This is a genomic window from Geothermobacter hydrogeniphilus (assembly GCF_002898515.1).
In the GTDB taxonomy this organism is placed as follows: domain Bacteria; phylum Desulfobacterota; class Desulfuromonadia; order Desulfuromonadales; family Geothermobacteraceae; genus Geothermobacter_A.
Window position 1 is genome coordinate 1 of the sequence record NZ_PPFX01000017.1, and the last position, 17,796, is coordinate 17,796.

Below are 17,796 nucleotides of genomic sequence, written 5' to 3' on the forward strand. Positions count from 1 at the left end.
CACAACGACCGGAACAGCGCCAGTCAAGGCGCTACGCGCCATGCCTGGCGCACCATTGGAAAGCCCCACCTTCGATTGAAGATGGGGCCCCCCCTCCGGACTTCAAGAGCAACAAGAAAGAGATGTCGGGGTTCAAGATCCCTCCTTACCTCAACCCCCCTGTCTGCGTCATGCGATCCTGGACCACAACCCTCCCGCAAGCAGTTCGCTATACACTATAGCGCCGGCATCTCAAAAAAATCTCACATTCAGTTTTTTTCAAAGCAACATTTTGAAGGGACCGGGAACATTTTTTCCGTTCGGCATCATCTCGTCGCTGAACCCGACCGTCTCCATGCTGTAGAGCTTGTTCCGTTCACAATGGCCAACCAGGCCCCCCTTGCAGTAGGAATCGAAGAGTCCGCGCCAGGCGGCACTGTTCTTGGCCGCGAAGCGCTGGTAGAAACCACATTTACCGATATAGGGACAACTCTCCATGAGACCTCCGATCCGGCGATCCATTGGTGCCGGAGTTTGCATCCTTGATGCAACCTTTATACTCACGGGATCTCAAATTTTTCTTATATTTGAATGACGGACGACAAAAAAATAAAAAAATGACCGCCCCAAATCGGAGCGGTCATCTGAAAAATCATTTTGCCGGCTGTCGGCATCAGGGCAGTGAAATGAAACCGAGCTGGCGACCGGTCCTGCCGTTATCCCGTCGATGGGAAAAGAGCAGTTCCTTGTGGCAGCAGGTACATTCCTCGGCCAGATCGATATGCGTCCTGACAACCCCCGCCGTCAGCAACTGGCGACGGCAGGTCTCGCGCAGATCAAGCTTCCAGTGTCCCAGACGTGACTCCTCCGCCACCCCGGACCAGGGCAGACCGGCCTTGCGGAACTGGTCGCGAACCGGCCGGTCAACCTCATAGGCATGAGCCCCGATGCCGGGGCCGACAGCAGCCAAAAGGTCGTCAGGACGAACCCCGAACTGCTCCTGTAGAGCATCGACAGTGCGCTGAATGATCTGCGCGACAGCGCCGCGCCAACCGACATGAACCGCGGCTACCACGCCCTGAGCGGGGGCAGCCAGCAGCACCGGATAACAGTCGGCGACCAGCACCCCGATCATCATGCCGGGCTGGTTGCTGATGATCGCGTCACATTCAACCTGCTGAAAATGGCTCAGATCAGGATTGGGCTCGTCAACCACCAGGATGTTATTGCCATGGACCTGGCGCACAGTCAGCAACTGGTGAACCTCAAGACCGAAGGCCCGGACCAGGGTCGAACGGTTGCCCTCGACATTCGGGCGGGGATCCTCGGTGTTGAGCCCCAGGTTCAGCGAGTTGTAGGGGGCGCGGCTGATGCCGCCGTTGCGGGTGGTGAAGCCGGCCCGCAGGCTACCGGTGATCCACTCCGGTTCGAGATAACTGATTTTTCCGTTGCGTGCCATTTTCATCGGCATTCATCACTCCGCGTCGGCCGGGGTTCCCACCACCAGGCGCGACGGCTCCGAGAGTTGGTACTTCTCATCGAGATAATCAAGGATCTGCCCCAGATCCTCGGGCAGGGGACTGCGAAACTCCTGGTAATCACCGCTGGTCGGATGTTTGAAACCCAGCAGCCGGGCATGCAGCGCCTGGCGCTGCAGCCGCTGCAGCCGTTTGCGCAGTTCAAGATCGGCAACTGCGTTGGCACGGCGTTGCTGACCGTAAACCGGGTCGCCGACCAGGGGCAGGTTCAGCTCCGACATGTGGACCCGGATCTGGTGGGTGCGGCCGGTTTCAAGTGCCAGCTCAAGCCAGCTGAGTCGATCAAGATCGAAACGGCGCAGCACCTCCCAGCGGGTCACCGCCCGCCGCCCCTGGCGGCTACGGCTGCTCATCTTCTTGCGCTCGGTCGGATGACGACCAATCGCCTTGTCAACGATGCCTCGGGCCTGCTGAACCTGGCCATGGACCAGCGCCAGGTAACGGCGGCGGATACTGTGCTCCTTGAACTGTTCCGCCAGTGACTGATGGGCAAGGTCATTCTTGGTGGCGACCAGCACCCCCGAAGTGTCTTTGTCCAGACGATGAACGATGCCGGGCCGCAGTTCCCCGCCGATACCGGCCAGATCACGGCAATGATAGAGCAGGGCATTGACCAGGGTGCCGTCGGGGTGCCCGGGCGCCGGGTGTACCACCATGCCTGCCGGCTTGTCAATGACAATCAGATCGGAATCTTCGTAAAGAATGTTAAGTGGAATATCCTGTGGAATGGCGCTGATCGGTTCCGGTTTGAAGGGGGCCAGAAGTATTGTTTCACCACCCTTGAGACGGGTTCCGGCCTTGACCGGGATGCCGTCAAGCCGCACCCGCCCGTCATCGATCAGTTTTTTCAGCTGCGCCCGGGAATAATCCTCCAGCACCTCGGCAAGGAAGCGGTCCAGCCGCTGAGGCCCCTGCCCCGGAGCGACGTCCAGGCGGATAAGATCTGTCATTTACCAGATGGTGCTTTCGATTTTTCCGGCCTGGCGGATCATGACATCCACCATGGCCCGGTCGTAAAGATGGTCTCGTTCGGGCATATCGGCGGCAACGCGGCTGTGGAAATGCTCCCGCCCTTCCTGCAGTTCCTCTTCAAGCAGCTCGAAGATATTGTCGTTCTTGATCCCTTCCTTGACTTTCTCCTGGTTGTAAAGGGCGATATCCGAAATGATCGCCCGGGCCAGGCGAAACGCCAGATTGGGGTTATCTACCAAGCGAGCCATAGCACCTCCCGTAGCAGGTTGAAAAGGGGATTGCCGTACTGATCCGTATAAATTTTGGCATACTGACATTCTTCCCGGCGTGATGGAAATGCCGGAGCATGTCCACTGAAGCCCTGACCTATCCTGCAGATTACTTAAGCAACTGAAAAAAGTCAAAGTTTTCGGGTCCCCCCGAAACCGCCGGCTGGTTTGCGGGTCAAGGGTCAAACCATCTGCTGCAGGATTTCGATCAGTTGCTGATGATCTCCACGCCAGTCCGGGGCCGGCGCATCCTCTTTCCGGTCAATCAGCCAGGTGTCGACCAGCAGGGTGGCGATGCCGACCCTGCCGGCGGCAAGGTCATGACCGGTGTCATTGCCGATCATCAACGCCTGCTCCGGCCGCAGGTTGAAATGCCCCAGCAGATCCTCGAAATAGCCGGGGGCCGGTTTGCACAGGCACGAATTCTCCCAGTCACTGACCAGCGCGAAGGGATAATCATCCATCCCGCCCCAACGCAGCCGGGCGGCGACAATCTCCCGGGGGAACACCGGGTTGGTGGCGATCACCACCTCCCGCCCGGAGGCGAAGGCCGTGTCCAGCAGGGTGCGGATCTCCGGCAACGGCCTGACCAGCGGCCGCAGGCGTTCCAGGCCATCGTCACAGTAGGCTCCGAGAGCGCGTTCGAACTGTTGCGGACTGATGCCGCCGTGCGTTTCGAGCAGCCGCAGAAACTGCCGGCGATTGCTTCCGTCCCGCCGCCGCCGTTCCAGCAGCTGCAGAATGGCATTGCGGGCCAGCGCCCGGAAGGCGGGTAAATCGACCCGGTCTCCCAGATGGGCCGCCAGTCCGTCGAGATAGGTCGGGATGAACTGCCGCATCTCAACCTGCAGCAGGGTGCCGTCGAGGTCGAAAAAAAGGGCGCGAATCCGGTCCAGCCGGGAAACATCAAAGTTCATCGGGACGACCTCCCGGCCGATGGCGGCTGCCGATGAGCCTGAACCTGAAACAGGACCATGCCGACCGCCACCAGCAGCAGACCGACCAGGTGATAGGAATGCAGGCGTTCTCCAAGAAACAACATCGCCATGCCGGCGGCAAAAACCGGAATCAGGTTGATGAACAGACCGGCGCGGTTGGGCCCCAGCAGATCGATGCCACGGTTCCAGCAGAGATAGGCGGCGATCGAAGGGAACAGGGCGATATAGAGGATGCTGCCGACCACCGTCGGCGAAACAGCAGGCGCCGCCACCCGCCCTATCTCCCAGCAGAACAGCGGCACCAGCAACAGCGTCCCGAGACCGATGGTCACCGTCAGGTAGCTGAGCGGATGCACCTCGGGACGCCGCCGCAACAGTGCTGAATAGAGCGCATAACAGAAGACCGCGATCAGCATCAGCAGGTCACCGCGCAGCAGCTGCAGCCCCGCCAGCCGGGCAAGCTCGCCGTGCAGCACGATCCAGCCCGCACCGGCACTGCAGAGCAGCACCCCGCAGCCCTGCAGCAGTGAAATCCGTTCACCATAAAGCAGGAAGCAGCAAAGGATGATGGCGGCCGGCATGACGGTCTGCATCAGGGCGCAGTTGATGGCGGTGGTGGTCTGGGTGGCGGTGTAGAGCAGGGTGTTGAAGCTGGCGATGCCGAACAGCGAGGCCGGCAGCAGATGGCGCCAACCGGCCCGCAACGGCAGCCAGTCGCGGCGGACATGCTTCCAGGTAAAAGGGATCAGGAAAAGGAAGGCTCCGGACCAGCGCAGAAAGGCCATGGTGACCGGTGGAATCTGGTCGGCGACCCCACGCGCCAGCACCACGTTGCCGGCCCAGAAAAGCGGCGCCAGCACCAGCAGCAGGCAGGCCGTCAGGGAGAAAGGATGCGATCCGCGAGGCGGAGAAGATATCATCACAGATTCCATTCGGCTGTCTGCGGACAGCCGATACCGGCGCCGGCACCCGGTTGTGAACGGTGCGGCGTGAACAATTCGTTGAATCGGGTAAACTGTAAACAGAGAACCACAGCTTCTGCCTGCTGATATGCCGCATCCGGCGGATAATTGCAAGACTTTGGCACGAAAGGAACCGTCTATGCACCTCACCCGGACCCTGCTCCTCATACTGCTGTCCCTTGCCGTCGCCGGCCCGGTTTCCGCCGACCCGCTGACCCCGGCCAAGAGTGCCGGAATCCGCTACCTGATGCAGCTCACCGGCACCGACAACATGGAACCCGAACTGAGCGGACAGCTGAAAAGCCGGGCACGACAAGCCCTCAAAGCCGATGGCGACAAGATTTCCGAACGGGTCGAAGCCATCGTCGATTTCGAAGTCAGGCAACTGCTGGCGGAACGCCGTGACCTACTCGAAGACAAACTGATGCATATCTATGCCGACCACTTCAGCCATGATGAAATCAAGCAGCTCATCTCCTTCTACCGCAGTGACATCGGCAAAAAATCTCTTCGGGTCCTCCCTGCCATCAGGACCGAGAGTCGTGAAACCGGACGGCAGTGGGGAGAGACACTGGTCACGGAACTGGTCCGGAGAATCAATGCCAGAATGAGCGCCGGCGACCTCCGTCTGACCGAATAATGTTTGATTATTTGAAACATTAAACGAGGAAATTCTTGACTTGAATCCTTCCACAGGCTAAAAAACAGGTAAAACTTCAACAAGGTCGGTGAGTTATGAACAACATCCGGGAGGAAGTCAAGGAACTGCAGATCGGCCGCAAGGTCCGTCACCTGCGACAGCAGCGGCGCATGACCCTGCAGGACCTGGCGGATCAGACCGGCCTGTCCAAACCCCTGCTTTCACAGATCGAAAACGATCAGGTGATCCCCCCCCTGGCAACCCTGCTGCGCATTTCGAAAGCCTTCAAGGTCGGCATCGAGAATTTCTTTCAGGAAGAAGACAGCTGCGAAAAGTGCATCCTGGTGCGCTCAGGAGAAAGCCGCAAACTGATTCAGCGAGGGCTTTCCCGCGGCGGTTCGCCACCCTACATCTACCATTCCCTGGCCTACGGCAAACGTGATCGCAACATTGAACCGTTTCTGATGGAGTTCGAATCCCGCACCTGGAGCGACGATCTTCTGGTCCACCATGAAGGGCAGGAATTCCTCTACCTGCTTGAAGGCGAAGTCGAATTCCATTATGGCGACCGGGTCATAACCCTCGGCAGCGGGGATTCGATCTTTTATGATTCCAGCGAGCCGCACGGCTACGTGGCGCTCAGCGACGCCCCCCCGCGCGGCATCGTGGTTCTCTATTCGCGCGAATTCTGATGCACGGCAAATCCCGGTCGCCGACGCTTGACAAGAATGCGGCGTCATCTAGTCTTTCACGATAACAACACGCGATCGACCAACCATGGTCCGGTCGTCGTGAATCCCACCTGTCTGCAAAAGGAGGACCCATCATGGCTAAAGTCGGAGTTGTTCTATCCGGTTGCGGCGTCTATGACGGCAGCGAAATCCACGAAGCGGTCATCACCCTGCTGGCCCTCGACCGCCAGGGAGTCGAAGCGGTCTGCATGGCCCCCGACATCGACCAGATGCATGTCGTCAACCACCTGAGCGGCGAAGAAGCCGCCGGTGAAAGCCGCAATGTTCTGGTCGAGTCGGCCCGGATCGCCCGCGGCAATATCAGAGATATCGCCACCGTCAAGGCGGCCGACATCGACGCCCTGATTTTCCCCGGCGGATTCGGCGCGGCGAAAAATCTCTGTGACTTCGCCGTCAAGGGGGCTGACTGCGACGTCAACCCGGAAGTCGCCCGCCTGATCCGCGAAATCGTGGCGGCGAAAAAACCCCTCGCTGCGATCTGTATCGCCCCGGCCATGGTCGCCAAGGTGCTGGGCGGTGAACACCTCGCCACCCAACTGACCATCGGCAATGATGCCGATACCGCGGCGGCTGTCAACACCATGGGTGTCACCCATGTCGACTGTCCCTGCAGCAGTTTCGTCATCGACCGGGAAAACAAGATCGTCTCGACACCAGCCTACATGCTGGCCGGCGGTATTGCTGAAGCGGCCGAAGGGATCGAAAAAACCGTCAAGGCCCTGGTTGAGCTGCTCTGACAAAACTTGAATCCGGACATCCACTCGAACAGGAGATCCACCCATGGACAAGTACCGCTGCGTTATCTGTGATTACATCTACGATCCCGCCGAAGGCGACCCCGGCAACGGCATCGCTCCCGGCACCGCCTTTGAAGACCTTCCCGACGACTGGGTCTGCCCGCTGTGCGGCGCCGACAAGTCCAATTTCGAAAAGGTCTGATACCAGCAACCGACCCCGCGGGAGACATCTCCTTGCGCAATTCACGGTTCCGACTGTCCGCAAACGCCCCGCCCGACCCGGCGGGGCGTTTGCGGACAACAGCACCCTCCGGGTACAATAACCACAGACTCACCCCTCTCACTGACGGCAGGAACAGATGAACAAACCACCACGCAAACCGGACTGGCTCAAGGTCCGTCTGCCTTCCGGCCCCAACTACGTCCGCATCGACCGCTACCACCGCCAGCAGGGGCTACACTCGGTCTGCCGCAGCGCCGCTTGTCCCAACCAGGGAGAATGCTGGAACCAGGGGACCGCGACCTTCATGATTCTTGGCGATCACTGCACCCGCGGCTGCCGCTTCTGCAACGTCCAGGGGGGACAGCCGCTGCCGCTCAACCCCGAAGAACCGGCCAGGGTGGCAACCGCGATCGCCGAGCTGCAGCTGCGTCATGCCGTCATCACCTCGGTCACCCGGGACGACCTCGATGACGGTGGCGCCGCCCAGTTCGCCGAACTGACCGCGGAGATACGTAAACGGAGCCCCAACTGCATCATTGAGCTGCTGATTCCCGACCTCGGCGGCGACCCGGCAGCTCTGCAGACGATCCTCGACGCCGCGCCGGATATCCTCGGCCACAATATCGAAACGGTCCCACGCCTCTATCCGCTGGTCCGGGCCGAAGCCGATTACCAACGTTCCCTGCAGCTGCTGCGGGACAGTGCCTGCCTGGCACCGCAGATTCCGACCAAGTCGGGGCTGATGCTGGGGCTGGGAGAAACGGTGGCGGAAGTCGAACAGGTGATGCGGGACCTGCTCGCCGCCGGCTGCCGGCTGCTGACCCTCGGCCAGTACCTGCAGCCGACCCGCGAACACCAGCCGGTGGACCGCTATGTTCCCCCGGAAGAGTTTGCGTCCTTCCGCGATTTCGGGCGGAAACTCGGCTTCCACCATGTCGAGGCGGGACCGCTGGTCCGTTCGTCCTACCATGCCGCAGAACAGTTCCAGGAGGCCGACCATGGGAGCCAGTGAACATTGCCGCACCATCATCCTCGGCACCGGACCGGCCGGCCTGACCGCCGCCATCTACGCCGCCCGCGCCCAACTGGCACCACTGGTGATCACCGGAGCCCAGCCGGGCGGCCAGCTCACCGGAACTACCGAAATCGAAAACTTCCCCGGCTTTCCCGACGGCATCGACGGCACCGAGCTGATGGATCGCATGCGCCGCCAGGCGGAGCGCTTCGGCGCCTGTTTCTTTGATGGCGATGCCGAGCGGGTCGACCTCGGCAACCGCCCGTTCCGCATCTTTTTCGCCGACCGCTCGGCGACCTGCGACAGCCTGATCATCGCCACCGGAGCAACCCCTCGGCAACTCGGACTGCCGGGAGAGCTGGAACTCTACGGGCGGGGCGTCTCGGTCTGCGCGACCTGTGACGGTTTCTTCTACCGCGACAAGGAGGTGGCCATCGTCGGCGGTGGCGACACCGCCATGGAAGAGGCGATTTTCCTGACCCGGTTCGCCCGCAAGGTCACCGTCATCCACCGGCGTAACAGCCTGCGCGCGTCACCACCGATGCAGCAGCGGGCGCTGGAAAACGACAAGATCGAATTCCTCTGGAATGCCGCGGTCAGTGAAATTCTCACCGACCCGGCCGGAGTCACCGGCATCCGACTGCGCGACACCACAAACGGCGAGGAGTCGCAACTCGACTGCGACGGCCTGTTCGTCGCCATCGGCCATGACCCCAACACCGGCCTGTTCAAAGGCCAACTCGACCTGAACGAAGAAGGGTTTATCGTCACCAGCAAGGAATGCCAGACCAGCATCCCCGGCGTTTTCGCCGCCGGCGACGTCCAGGACGCCCACTTCCGCCAAGCGATCACCGCCGCCGGCACTGGCTGCAAGGCGGCCATGCAGGCGGAGCGCTACCTGGAGGAGGAGCAATGCCCCCCGGCAGCGTAAAAATTTTCGATCGGGTTTCCGCCGTCGAGGCCATCAAACGGCTCAGCGAGGATGACCTGCTGTTTCTCAACCGCCTGATCGTCGAACGGCTCAAGCTGATCTCTCAGGCGAAAAGCACCAGTCTGATGGCCGGGTTCAGTATCGGCGACCAAGTCGGCTTTCAGGACAACGACGGGCGGGAAATCCAGGGACGGGTGCTGCGCCTCAACAAGAAAACTGTCAGCATTGCCGCAGATGACGGCCACCGCTGGAACGTGGCACCGGCCCTGCTGCGGTTGGTGAAATCGGTGGGTGAGGATGTGACGTTCTGACGCTCTTGATCCCCTATGAAAACGCAGACAACAGGGGGGAGCCCTGATTCACCATCCTGAAAACAGTTGGAAAAATTCTAATTATTTCTCTATGATGTCTCATTGTCGATAATTTGAACTCTTGGGGGAGGGGTTTCGTTTATGGAAACAAGCCGCAGATAACCGCGTTCGGGAATTTGCGGCTTTTTGTTTGAATGATCGCTGGAGGAACAATGTCCGATCAGAAGTTTTTGCAGGATTTGGAAAAGAAACTCTGGAATGCCGCCGACAAGCTGCGCTCCACCCTCGATGCCGCGCAGTACAAACATGCCGTGCTCGGTCTGCTGTTTGTGAAGTACGTCTCCGATGCCTTCGATATCCGGCGTGAGGAATTGATCGCCCAGTTTCAGGACCCGGAGCACGAATATTATCTCGACCGGGCCGATTTTGACTCGGACGCGGAATACCAGGCCGAAATCGACGTAGAGCTGGAGGTGCGTGATTACTACACCGAGAAGAACGTCTTCTGGGTGCCGCAGCTGGCCCGCTGGCAGACCCTGCAGAACAACGCCAAGCTGCCACCCGGCACCGAAATCGAGATTCAGAACGGCAAGACCCACAGCTACACCATCCGCAGCGTCGGGCGGCTGATCGACGATGCGCTGGAGGCGATCGAGAAGGACAACCCCAAGCTCAAGGGGGTGCTCAACAAGCAGTACGGTCGCCTGCAGATCGACCAGGCCAAGCTCGGCGAGCTGATCGACCTGATCGCCACCATCCCCTTTGTGCATGATTCACTGCAGGCCAAGGACATTCTCGGTCACGTCTACGAATACTTCCTCGGCCAGTTCGCCCTCGCCGAAGGGAAGAAGGGCGGGCAGTTCTACACCCCCAAGTCGATCGTCACCCTGATCGTCGAAATGCTGCAGCCTTTTGCCGGACGGGTCTACGACCCGGCCATGGGGTCGGGCGGCTTCTTTGTACAGAGCGAACGTTTCATCAAGGAGCACGGCGGCAAGCTGGGCAACGTCTCCATCTACGGCCAGGAATACAACCACACCACCTGGCAGCTCGCCGCCATGAACATGGTCATCCGCGGCCTCGACTTCAACTTCGGCAAGGAGCCGGCCAACACCTTCACCAACGACCAGCACCCCGACCTGCGCGCCGACTACATCATGGCCAATCCCCCCTTCAACATGAAGGAGTGGGATACCGGCGTCAGCGACGACGACCCGCGCTGGCAGTACGGCCGCCCGCCCAGCAGCAACGCCAACTTCGCCTGGCTGCAGCACATGCTCTACCACCTGGCCCCCAACGGCTCCATGGGCCTGCTGCTCGCCAACGGTTCAATGAGCTCCAACACCAAGAATGAAGGGGAGATCCGCAAGGCGCTGATCGAGAACGATCTGGTCGAGTGCATGGTGGCCCTGCCGGGGCAGCTCTTCACCAATACCCAGATTCCGGCCTGTATCTGGTTTTTGAGCCGGGATAAGAGCGGCTCGAAAACCAGACCCTCACCCCCGGCCCCTCTCCCAGAGGGCGAGGGGAGGATTGTCGCCTCACCCCCGACCCCTCTCCCAGGGGGAGAAGGGGGTTATCATTACCGGGGTGGATTTGATTTTTCGGGGTTGGTGGCAGAAGCGCGGACTTTGCGGCAGAAGGAGACTCCGGCGGAAAAGATCTTATGGGAATTGTTGCGCAACCGGAAGTTTATGGATCTCAAGTTTCGCCGCCAGCATCAGATCGGTGACTATATCGCTGATTTTTACTGCCACGACAAAAAGCTGGTTGTTGAACTGGATGGAGAAGTCCACACAACGGATCAACAACGAAAAAAAGATCACAAGCGCGATGCTTACCTGACCGCAATCGGCATTCAGGTCTTAAGATTCCAAAACCAGGAACTGCTCAACAATCCGAAAACTGTTCTCAACAAAATAGCGGAAACCATCACCTCTCCCCCTGGGAGAGGCCGGGAGAGGGTGAACAGACTTCGCGACCGAAGGGGCGAAGTCCTGTTCATAGACGCCCGCAACCTTGGTTACATGAAAGACCGTGTGCTGCGCGACTTCAAGCCGGAGGATATCGCCAAGATCGCCGATACCTTCCACGCCTGGCAAACACTCCCCTCGCCCTCCGAGAGAGGGATCAGGAGTGAGGAGACAACCCTCCCCTCTCCCTCCGAGAGAGGGGCCGGAGGTGAGGAGATAACCCTCCCCTCTCCCCCTGGGAGAGGGGCCGGGGGTGAGGGTACGAAGTATGAGGACATCCCCGGATTCTGCAAGTCGGCCGACCTCGATGAGATCAAAAAGCACGACTTTGTGCTGACACCGGGGCGCTATGTCGGTGCGCCGGAAGAGGAGGATGACGGCGAGCCCTTTGCCGAGAAGATGGCGCGGTTGACGGCGCAGTTGCAGGAGCAGTTTGCGCGCAGTAGCGAGTTGGAAGAGCAGATCAAGCGGAATTTGGCGGGGCTTGGGTATGAGTGCTGATTGGCCAGTCTATAAAGTGGCCGATCTCGAAGCTGCCAAAAAACTGCTTGTGCAGGATGGCAACCATGGAGAATATCGGCCTCGGAAAAATGAATTTGTTGAAAATGGGACGGCGTTTATAAGGGCGGCTGACCTTGGCTATGGTGCAGTCAAATTTGATGCTGCCGAAAAGATAAACGAAGTTGCTTTCAAGCGCATTCGGAAAGGGGTAGGGGCAGATTTTGATACCATCCTGTCAACAAAGGGAACTGTCGGGAAAATTGCCTTTGTCCCTGAAGGGAGCCCTCGGTTCGTTTGCTCTCCGCAGACCAGCTTCTGGCGATCTCTTGACCATGATTTCATAGATCCCAAATTTCTTTATTACGAGTTGCAGTCAAAGCATTTTCTGAATCAGATTTCGTCAAGGAAAGGCGAAACTGACATGGCTGACTACCTTAGTTTGACAAGTCAGCGCAGTTTAAATATCAGGGTTCCAGACTTATGTGAACAACGAGATATTGCTAGAATTTTGGGGGCACTTGACGAAAAAATCGAACTCAACCGCCAAATCAACCAAACCCTCGAACAGATCGCCCAGGCCATTTTTAAAAGCTGGTTTGTCGATTTCGGACCGGTCAAAGCCAAAATCGAAGCCAAAGCTTCAGGCCGCGACCCCGAGCGCGCCGCCATGTGCGCCATCAGCGGCAAATCTGAGGCCGAACTCGATCAGCTGACAGAAGAACAACGCCAACAACTCTCCGCCACCGCCGCCCTGTTTCCCGATGAGCTGGTGGAGTCGGAGTTGGGGTTGGTGCCGGAGGGGTGGGAGGTGTCTACCTTTGGAACTATCGCAAAAAACATTCGCGCTGGCGTTGATCCAACAAGCGAGTTACCAGAAACACCATATGTCGGGCTGGAACACATAGAGAGGAAACATATCTACCTTACAGCATGGGGACGAGCAGAACAGGTTGACAGCAATAAGTCGAGGTTTTCTACTGGGGACATTTTGTTTGGGAAATTAAGGCCTTACTTTCATAAAGTTAGCTATATGCCTTTTAGTGGCATTTGTTCAACGGACATTTTAGTAGTGCGGGCAATGTCCACTGAGTGGCAAGGCTATGTTCAGTACCAGCTTTTTAATGAGCGATTTGTTGAGTATTCGAACGTAAGAAGTACTGGGACCAGAATGCCGAGAGCAAACTGGAAAGACATGGCTCAATATCCAATGGCAAAACCCTCTTCAGACCTGGCGGCAATATATAATAAAACTGTTATTAATTTTAATGACTTGGCTGCATTGATGGTTCAAGAAACAAATAATCTTGCTACCCTACGCGATACCCTCCTTCCCAAACTTCTGTCAGGTGAGATCCGCATCCCTGAAGCGGAAAAGCTGATGGAGGCGACCGTATGACCGTATGACTAGTAGCCCTGAAGGGTGGGTATTGCCCACCACAAAATACCGTGACTTGGTTAATTCCGGCAAATAATTTGGCGGGTAATGTCCACCATTTCGCAACAACTAAATATAGGTCTGGTGGGCGATCCCACCCTACGCTGGTGCCGCTGTGGTGTTTGAGCACAGCCCCAATGGGCGGATTGAGTGGAAGGGGTGTCAACAGGACACTCAAAGTGTTGCAGAAGCACAAGGAAGCAGAGGTAGCATGATCGTAAAAAGTGACTTAACAGACATTTTGCTCAGCGCGACTTTAAAAGCTAATCGCAAATACGAAAAAATCAGCCGGGGTGCTTGGTTATGCGACTATGGCGTGGAAGGCTTTATGGCAACATTTCTTGCCCTGGAGGTCGCAGAAGTTCTTCAAAGCTGGTACACAACCGGGCATGTCACGCTTGAAGAGCCGGTCTACTCTTTCAACAACTACGCAGAAGCATTCCCCAAACGAGGGCCAAAAAAGACAACCCTACGCGAAGGAGGACGGGTCGATCTTGCCCTGTGGAAAGAGGGCAAAGGTGGTGATCACCTGATTGGTGCCATCGAAGCCAAGCGTGGCTGGAATCCCGATGAAGCCAGGAAAGATATTTCAAGACTTCGCGACCTGCAAAATTACTTTGGAAAAATCCGAGACGGTCAATTGCAATATACGGCTTTTGTCACCTTCCTCTATTCTGGAGATGATCCTGATGGTGGGCACATGGAAGATCTATACACTCGAATAGAAAAGTGGGTTGATGACCATCGGGAAGAGTTCGGTTTATTGCGGGTCAATTTTTCTCCTCGCTGCCATTTGCTGGAAATTGAAGATGAGATTTTCAGAGGTTCTTCAGTTGTCATTGAAGTTGTTTAGGGCGGGCAGAGGCCCAGGAACATAATACTGATTTCATGGCACTGGCGGCGTATTTGACAACTCAAGGCTCCGTCGATTCCACCGAAGCCTTGAGTCGACCGGGCATCCCCAGTCCCTGATGAGGGGAATGGCTCTTAAGAGAGTTTTTGTCAACTCAAAAAATCATATGTAAATTTCAGAAAAAATGATATTTTTTTCTGAAAAATTTACAGGCAAAAAAATATGCAATCAACTGAAAATAAAATACTTTCCAGAATATATGGCCGTGGAAGGGGATGGGCCTTTTCTGCAAAGGACTTCAGTGCCGAGTTTGGAAGCACCAATATCGACAAGGCATTATCCGAACTGACCAGGCAGGGCAAAATCCGCCGTATCTGCCGGGGGATGTACGACTACCCGAAACAGAGCAAACTGCTCGGCCAGCAACTGAGCCCCGATCACGACCAGGTGGCGCGAGCCTTTGCGCGTAAATTCAACTGGCGGATTCTTCCTTCGGGGGACGCGGCACTGAACCTACTCGGCCTCTCTACCCAGGTACCGGGAAGGTTCTTCTACCTGTCCGACGGGCCGAACCGCAAGTATTCGATACTGGGTTACCAGCTGGAATTTAAAAAGACCGCGCTTAAAGAGATCGGCTTCAAGCACCGCGAGAGCGGGCTGATCGTTCAGGCGCTGAAATCACTCGGTAAAGAACGGATCACCCCCGAGGTGATCGAAAAAATTCGCCAGCAGATCGAGCCGGAGAAGTACGGGAAGATTCTGAAAGAGACCAGAACCGTCACCGGCTGGGTTTACGATGCCATGAAGCAGATTTTCCGGGAGGGAGACGTATGATCGTTACCCTTGCTCAATCAGAAACAATCTCCATAGGTGAATGCGAGCATCAAATAGAGGCTTGTCCATGACGGCTCAAGTCAAGCCATGGAAATCGATGGATGAGCAGCTGGAGATCCTGCGGTCGAGAGGGCTGGAAATCGAAGATGCTGACCGGGCCAAACGCTATCTGACACGCCTGGGTTATTACCGCCTGAGTGGTTACTGGTATCCGTTTCGACAGTTTATAGAGGGTGATAGTAGCAACCCTGCAGAAATGCGCAGCGACGATTTTGTGGAAGGGAGCCGATTCAGTGATTTGATACAGCTTTATGTCTTCGACAAGAAGCTGCGCCTGTTAGCGCTGGACGCTCTGGAACGTATCGAAATGGCCCTGCGGGTCGATGTGGCCCATCTGTTGGGAGAAAGTGATGCGCTCGCCCATGAGAACCCGGATTGTTTTCATGGGAATTTTAGCAAAAGACCAAACCACAGAAGCGGAAAAACCGATCATCAATTCTGGCTGGAGAAATACCGGCAGCAGGTTCATCGCGCACGCCATATGCCCCTGGTCTCTCATCATTTGGGAAAATATGAATGCCTCCCCATCTGGGTTGCGATAGAGGTTTGGGATTTTGGTATGTTGTCCAGCCTCTATGCAGGGATGAAACACAATGACAAAATGAGAATCGCCCGGAAATATGGTGTGGCTGACGGGAACGCATTTGCCAAATACCTGAGAAGTTTGAACTTTATTCGGAATGTTTCGGCACACCATGCACGGTTGTGGAATGTGAACGTTGTTGATCGCTCGCCATTACCTCAGGGGCAGCACTGGCAGCAGCTGAACAACGCTCGCCCGTTTTTCTACTTTTGCCTGATGCAGATGTTCCTGCGGGTGATCTGTCCAACGTCAACCTGGGGTGAGCGACTGAATGCGCTGATTGAAGAGGAGTTCCCTACAGTCGAAAATGGGGCTATCAAGGGTGGGGACTTTGGGCTTACCGAGGATTGGCGAACGTGGGAACTCTGGGCATAAAAAAAAGAAAACCGACGCGTACGCAGATAAAATCCACGAAGAGGCGCCGGGCGTGTTGAGTGCAATTATAGGCGTTCTGTGGATTGTGTCAATTGAATATTGCAGAAATGGGGCCGAACTGTGGTGGTGCGTGCGTGCGTAGAGGGTATTCCGCTCCCCAAGTTCCTCTCCGGGCAACTCCGTATCCCCGATACCGAAAAGCTGGTGGAAGATGCCGTATGATCCGTCTGCACTGCACCAAAAAACTGCTGGCCAAGTTGCCATTAACGGAAGACGGTCGTTTACGCAGCCGACAGAATGAACCCGCTGTTACCGGTGACGACGAAAGTCCGCTGTGCGGCTGGCACGCCAACCTGCTCCTGCTACAGCGCCGCCAGTGTGTGCTGTTCGTCCACGACACCACCCGCTTTCCGGTCTTTATCCCGGCGCTCAAAAAAGCTGATTTTGCCGAACTGGACTGGCACTTTCGTGATGGTTTCATGAACACCCTGCTCAAGGTCGGTGCCGAAACGCAACACATGGATGCCGCGGAAAAGCTGCTGGCTCCGCTGGTCTGCGACAACAACTGCAACCGCTCGGTACAGGGAACCCTGAATCAGATGGGGCAGGAACTGGATTTTATGCTCGATTACGATCAAACCTCCGTTACAGAGCTAGCCCCCTACCAGACCGGTGCCTGGCTGGCTGAGCGCCCCTGCACCGTTAAAGGAACGCGTGACTGTATCTGGCCGGGACAAGCGATGTTAAGGCTGCTGGAAAGGACTTACACCGGTCAAGAAGGAGACTGCCATGTCTGAACCGGAATCCCCCTCCGGCGAGTTCATCCTCTACACCACCGAGGACGGCCGCACGCGCGTTGAGTGTCGTTTCGAAGATGAGTCCCTCTGGCTGTCGCAAGCGTTGATGGCCGAATTGTTCGAGACAACGCCGCAGAATATTACCCTGCATCTGAAAGCACTTTACAAGGATGGTGAATTGAGCGAGGAGGCAACTTGTAAGGATTTCTTACAAGTTCGCCAGGAGGGAAGCCGGAAAGTACGGCGAACACTGAAGCACTACAACCTCGAAGCGATTCTGGCCGTCGGTTTTCGCGTGCGTTCGCCCCGTGGCACCCAGTTTCGCCGTTGGGCCAACACCCGATTGCGCGAATATCTGGTCAAGGGCTTCACCATGGATGACGAGCGGCTGAAAAATCCCCCCGTCCCCGGGGCAAGCCCGGTGCCCGACTATTTCGATGAACTGCTCGAACGCATCCGCGACATCCGCGCCAGTGAGCGGCGCATGTACCTGCGAGTGCGCGAAATCTTCAGTCTGGCGGCCGACTATGATCCGACAACCAAAGAGACAACTCAATTCTTTCGTATCATCCAGAACAAACTGCACTATGCCGCCACCGGCCAGACTGCGGCCGAACTGATCGCCAGTCGCGCCGATGCCGCAAAGCCCAATATGGGCCTGACAGTCTGGAAGGGGGAGATCGTACGCAAAGGCGACGTGACCGTGGCCAAGAACTATCTGCACACGGATGAAATCGACGAATTGAACCGCATCGTGGTGATGTGGCTCGACTATGCAGAGGATCAGGCGCGGCGTCGTAAGCAGGTTTTCCTGCGGGACTGGCAGGAGAAACTCGACCAGTTTCTGCAATTCAACGAGCGTAAAGTTCTGCCAGACGCGGGGCGTGTCAGCAAAACGAGTGCCGATAAAAAAGCGGCGCTGGAGTATGAAAAATTTGCCGCACGACGCAGAGAGGCACGTGAAGACAAGGGAGCGGAAGAGACCATCCGACAATTGGAGGCGTTGTCGAAGGAGTAGCCACCGAAGCCTTGAGTCGACCGGGTGTTCTCAGTTCTGGACCGAACAGCCGGTTGCAGCAGGGCGAAAAATAACCCGATATTTTGAGGCCATAATGACA

20 protein-coding genes are annotated in these 17,796 nt (G+C 57.1%); 14 read left to right on the forward strand and 6 right to left on the reverse strand.

All coding sequences use genetic code 11. The features are described 5' to 3' along the window. Positions 1–258: 258 nt before the first annotated feature. The 6 genes from C2E25_RS08660 to C2E25_RS08685 form a co-directional block, all read right to left on the reverse strand. Positions 259–477, reverse strand: coding sequence for a hypothetical protein (locus C2E25_RS08660; protein WP_085010322.1), 219 nt, complete (start codon positions 475–477; stop codon positions 259–261). Positions 478–652: 175 nt separating this feature from the next. Then, a complete protein-coding gene (pgeF, locus tag C2E25_RS08665; protein WP_332882152.1) occupies positions 653–1,450 on the reverse strand; it encodes a peptidoglycan editing factor PgeF in 798 nt (265 codons plus the stop codon). A 3-nt stretch (positions 1,451–1,453) separates the two neighbouring features. Further along, positions 1,454–2,467, reverse strand: a complete 1,014-nt coding sequence (locus tag C2E25_RS08670; RefSeq protein ID WP_103115364.1) for an RluA family pseudouridine synthase — start codon at positions 2,465–2,467, stop codon at positions 1,454–1,456. Next, positions 2,468–2,737: a hypothetical protein gene (locus tag C2E25_RS08675; protein ID WP_085010320.1), complete on the reverse strand. Its 270-nt coding sequence runs from the start codon at positions 2,735–2,737 to the stop codon at positions 2,468–2,470. It lies immediately after the preceding gene. 203 nt (positions 2,738–2,940) lie between these two features. Beyond that, on the reverse strand, positions 2,941–3,675 hold the full coding sequence (locus C2E25_RS08680; RefSeq protein WP_103115365.1) for an HAD family hydrolase: 735 nt from the start codon (positions 3,673–3,675) through the stop codon (positions 2,941–2,943). Further along, entirely contained in the window at positions 3,672–4,616 is a 945-nt protein-coding gene (locus tag C2E25_RS08685) for a DMT family transporter (RefSeq protein WP_158247200.1), read from the reverse strand. The genes C2E25_RS08680 and C2E25_RS08685 overlap by 4 nt, the downstream gene beginning before the upstream one ends. Before the next feature lie 181 nt (positions 4,617–4,797). Between C2E25_RS08685 and C2E25_RS08690 the strand changes: the two genes are divergently transcribed. From C2E25_RS08690 to C2E25_RS08755, 14 genes are all read left to right on the forward strand, one after another. Further along, the gene (locus tag C2E25_RS08690) at positions 4,798–5,298 is read left to right on the forward strand and encodes a DUF2059 domain-containing protein (RefSeq protein ID WP_158247201.1); all 501 of its coding nucleotides are present in this window, start codon (positions 4,798–4,800) and stop codon (positions 5,296–5,298) included. 95 nt (positions 5,299–5,393) lie between these two features. Further along, positions 5,394–5,990, forward strand: a complete 597-nt coding sequence (locus C2E25_RS08695) for a helix-turn-helix domain-containing protein (protein WP_103115367.1) — start codon at positions 5,394–5,396, stop codon at positions 5,988–5,990. A gap of 134 nt (positions 5,991–6,124) precedes the next feature. Further along, entirely contained in the window at positions 6,125–6,787 is a 663-nt protein-coding gene (gene elbB / locus C2E25_RS08700) for an isoprenoid biosynthesis glyoxalase ElbB (RefSeq protein ID WP_103115368.1), read from the forward strand. A 43-nt stretch (positions 6,788–6,830) separates the two neighbouring features. Beyond that, positions 6,831–6,989 carry a rubredoxin gene (rd, locus tag C2E25_RS08705; protein WP_103115369.1) on the forward strand — a complete coding sequence of 53 codons (159 nt, stop codon included), beginning with the start codon at positions 6,831–6,833 and terminating at the stop codon, positions 6,987–6,989. A gap of 157 nt (positions 6,990–7,146) precedes the next feature. Then, a complete protein-coding gene (gene lipA, locus C2E25_RS08710) occupies positions 7,147–8,022 on the forward strand; it encodes a lipoyl synthase (protein ID WP_103115370.1) in 876 nt (291 codons plus the stop codon). Beyond that, positions 8,009–8,956, forward strand: a complete 948-nt coding sequence (gene trxB / locus C2E25_RS08715; RefSeq protein ID WP_103115371.1) for a thioredoxin-disulfide reductase — start codon at positions 8,009–8,011, stop codon at positions 8,954–8,956. The genes lipA and trxB overlap by 14 nt, the downstream gene beginning before the upstream one ends. Next, the gene (locus C2E25_RS08720) at positions 8,938–9,267 is read left to right on the forward strand and encodes a hypothetical protein (RefSeq protein ID WP_103115372.1); all 330 of its coding nucleotides are present in this window, start codon (positions 8,938–8,940) and stop codon (positions 9,265–9,267) included. The genes trxB and C2E25_RS08720 overlap by 19 nt, the downstream gene beginning before the upstream one ends. Before the next feature lie 212 nt (positions 9,268–9,479). Continuing rightward, the gene (locus tag C2E25_RS08725; protein WP_199177391.1) at positions 9,480–11,741 is read left to right on the forward strand and encodes an N-6 DNA methylase; all 2,262 of its coding nucleotides are present in this window, start codon (positions 9,480–9,482) and stop codon (positions 11,739–11,741) included. Next, complete coding sequence (locus C2E25_RS08730) at positions 11,731–13,137, forward strand: restriction endonuclease subunit S (protein ID WP_103115373.1); 1,407 nt, start codon at positions 11,731–11,733, stop codon at positions 13,135–13,137. The genes C2E25_RS08725 and C2E25_RS08730 overlap by 11 nt, the downstream gene beginning before the upstream one ends. Positions 13,138–13,387: 250 nt before the next feature. Then, the gene (locus C2E25_RS08735; protein WP_103115374.1) at positions 13,388–14,029 is read left to right on the forward strand and encodes a hypothetical protein; all 642 of its coding nucleotides are present in this window, start codon (positions 13,388–13,390) and stop codon (positions 14,027–14,029) included. Positions 14,030–14,251: 222 nt separating this feature from the next. Beyond that, entirely contained in the window at positions 14,252–14,863 is a 612-nt protein-coding gene (locus C2E25_RS08740; RefSeq protein WP_103115375.1) for a DUF6088 family protein, read from the forward strand. A 67-nt stretch (positions 14,864–14,930) separates the two neighbouring features. Beyond that, positions 14,931–15,881, forward strand: a complete 951-nt coding sequence (locus C2E25_RS08745) for an Abi family protein (RefSeq protein ID WP_103115376.1) — start codon at positions 14,931–14,933, stop codon at positions 15,879–15,881. A gap of 218 nt (positions 15,882–16,099) precedes the next feature. Continuing rightward, a complete protein-coding gene (locus C2E25_RS08750; protein ID WP_103115377.1) occupies positions 16,100–16,678 on the forward strand; it encodes a DUF6933 domain-containing protein in 579 nt (192 codons plus the stop codon). Then, positions 16,671–17,696, forward strand: coding sequence for a virulence RhuM family protein (locus C2E25_RS08755; protein ID WP_103115378.1), 1,026 nt, complete (start codon positions 16,671–16,673; stop codon positions 17,694–17,696). Before C2E25_RS08750 ends, C2E25_RS08755 begins: the two co-directional genes overlap by 8 nt. Positions 17,697–17,796 lie beyond the last annotated feature (100 nt).

Bases quoted from the DNA above. Each gene is read 5' to 3' on its own strand.
- C2E25_RS08725 (WP_199177391.1), top strand. From the start codon at position 9,480: ATGTCCGATCAGAAGTTTTTGCAGGATTTGGAAAAGAAACTCTGGAAT.
- C2E25_RS08745 (WP_103115376.1), top strand. From the start codon at position 14,931: ATGACGGCTCAAGTCAAGCCATGGAAATCGATGGATGAGCAGCTGGAG.
- elbB (WP_103115368.1), top strand. From the start codon at position 6,125: ATGGCTAAAGTCGGAGTTGTTCTATCCGGTTGCGGCGTCTATGACGGC.
- pgeF (WP_332882152.1), bottom strand. From the start codon at position 1,450: ATGCCGATGAAAATGGCACGCAACGGAAAAATCAGTTATCTCGAACCG.
- C2E25_RS08755 (WP_103115378.1), top strand. From the start codon at position 16,671: ATGTCTGAACCGGAATCCCCCTCCGGCGAGTTCATCCTCTACACCACC.
- C2E25_RS08750 (WP_103115377.1), top strand. From the start codon at position 16,100: ATGATCCGTCTGCACTGCACCAAAAAACTGCTGGCCAAGTTGCCATTA.
- trxB (WP_103115371.1), top strand. From the start codon at position 8,009: ATGGGAGCCAGTGAACATTGCCGCACCATCATCCTCGGCACCGGACCG.
- C2E25_RS08720 (WP_103115372.1), top strand. From the start codon at position 8,938: ATGCCCCCCGGCAGCGTAAAAATTTTCGATCGGGTTTCCGCCGTCGAG.
- C2E25_RS08695 (WP_103115367.1), top strand. From the start codon at position 5,394: ATGAACAACATCCGGGAGGAAGTCAAGGAACTGCAGATCGGCCGCAAG.
- C2E25_RS08670 (WP_103115364.1), bottom strand. From the start codon at position 2,467: ATGACAGATCTTATCCGCCTGGACGTCGCTCCGGGGCAGGGGCCTCAG.
- C2E25_RS08685 (WP_158247200.1), bottom strand. From the start codon at position 4,616: ATGATATCTTCTCCGCCTCGCGGATCGCATCCTTTCTCCCTGACGGCC.
- C2E25_RS08680 (WP_103115365.1), bottom strand. From the start codon at position 3,675: ATGAACTTTGATGTTTCCCGGCTGGACCGGATTCGCGCCCTTTTTTTC.
- C2E25_RS08660 (WP_085010322.1), bottom strand. From the start codon at position 477: ATGGAGAGTTGTCCCTATATCGGTAAATGTGGTTTCTACCAGCGCTTC.
- C2E25_RS08675 (WP_085010320.1), bottom strand. From the start codon at position 2,737: ATGGCTCGCTTGGTAGATAACCCCAATCTGGCGTTTCGCCTGGCCCGG.
- C2E25_RS08740 (WP_103115375.1), top strand. From the start codon at position 14,252: ATGCAATCAACTGAAAATAAAATACTTTCCAGAATATATGGCCGTGGA.
- C2E25_RS08735 (WP_103115374.1), top strand. From the start codon at position 13,388: ATGATCGTAAAAAGTGACTTAACAGACATTTTGCTCAGCGCGACTTTA.
- rd (WP_103115369.1), top strand. From the start codon at position 6,831: ATGGACAAGTACCGCTGCGTTATCTGTGATTACATCTACGATCCCGCC.
- lipA (WP_103115370.1), top strand. From the start codon at position 7,147: ATGAACAAACCACCACGCAAACCGGACTGGCTCAAGGTCCGTCTGCCT.
- C2E25_RS08730 (WP_103115373.1), top strand. From the start codon at position 11,731: ATGAGTGCTGATTGGCCAGTCTATAAAGTGGCCGATCTCGAAGCTGCC.
- C2E25_RS08690 (WP_158247201.1), top strand. From the start codon at position 4,798: ATGCACCTCACCCGGACCCTGCTCCTCATACTGCTGTCCCTTGCCGTC.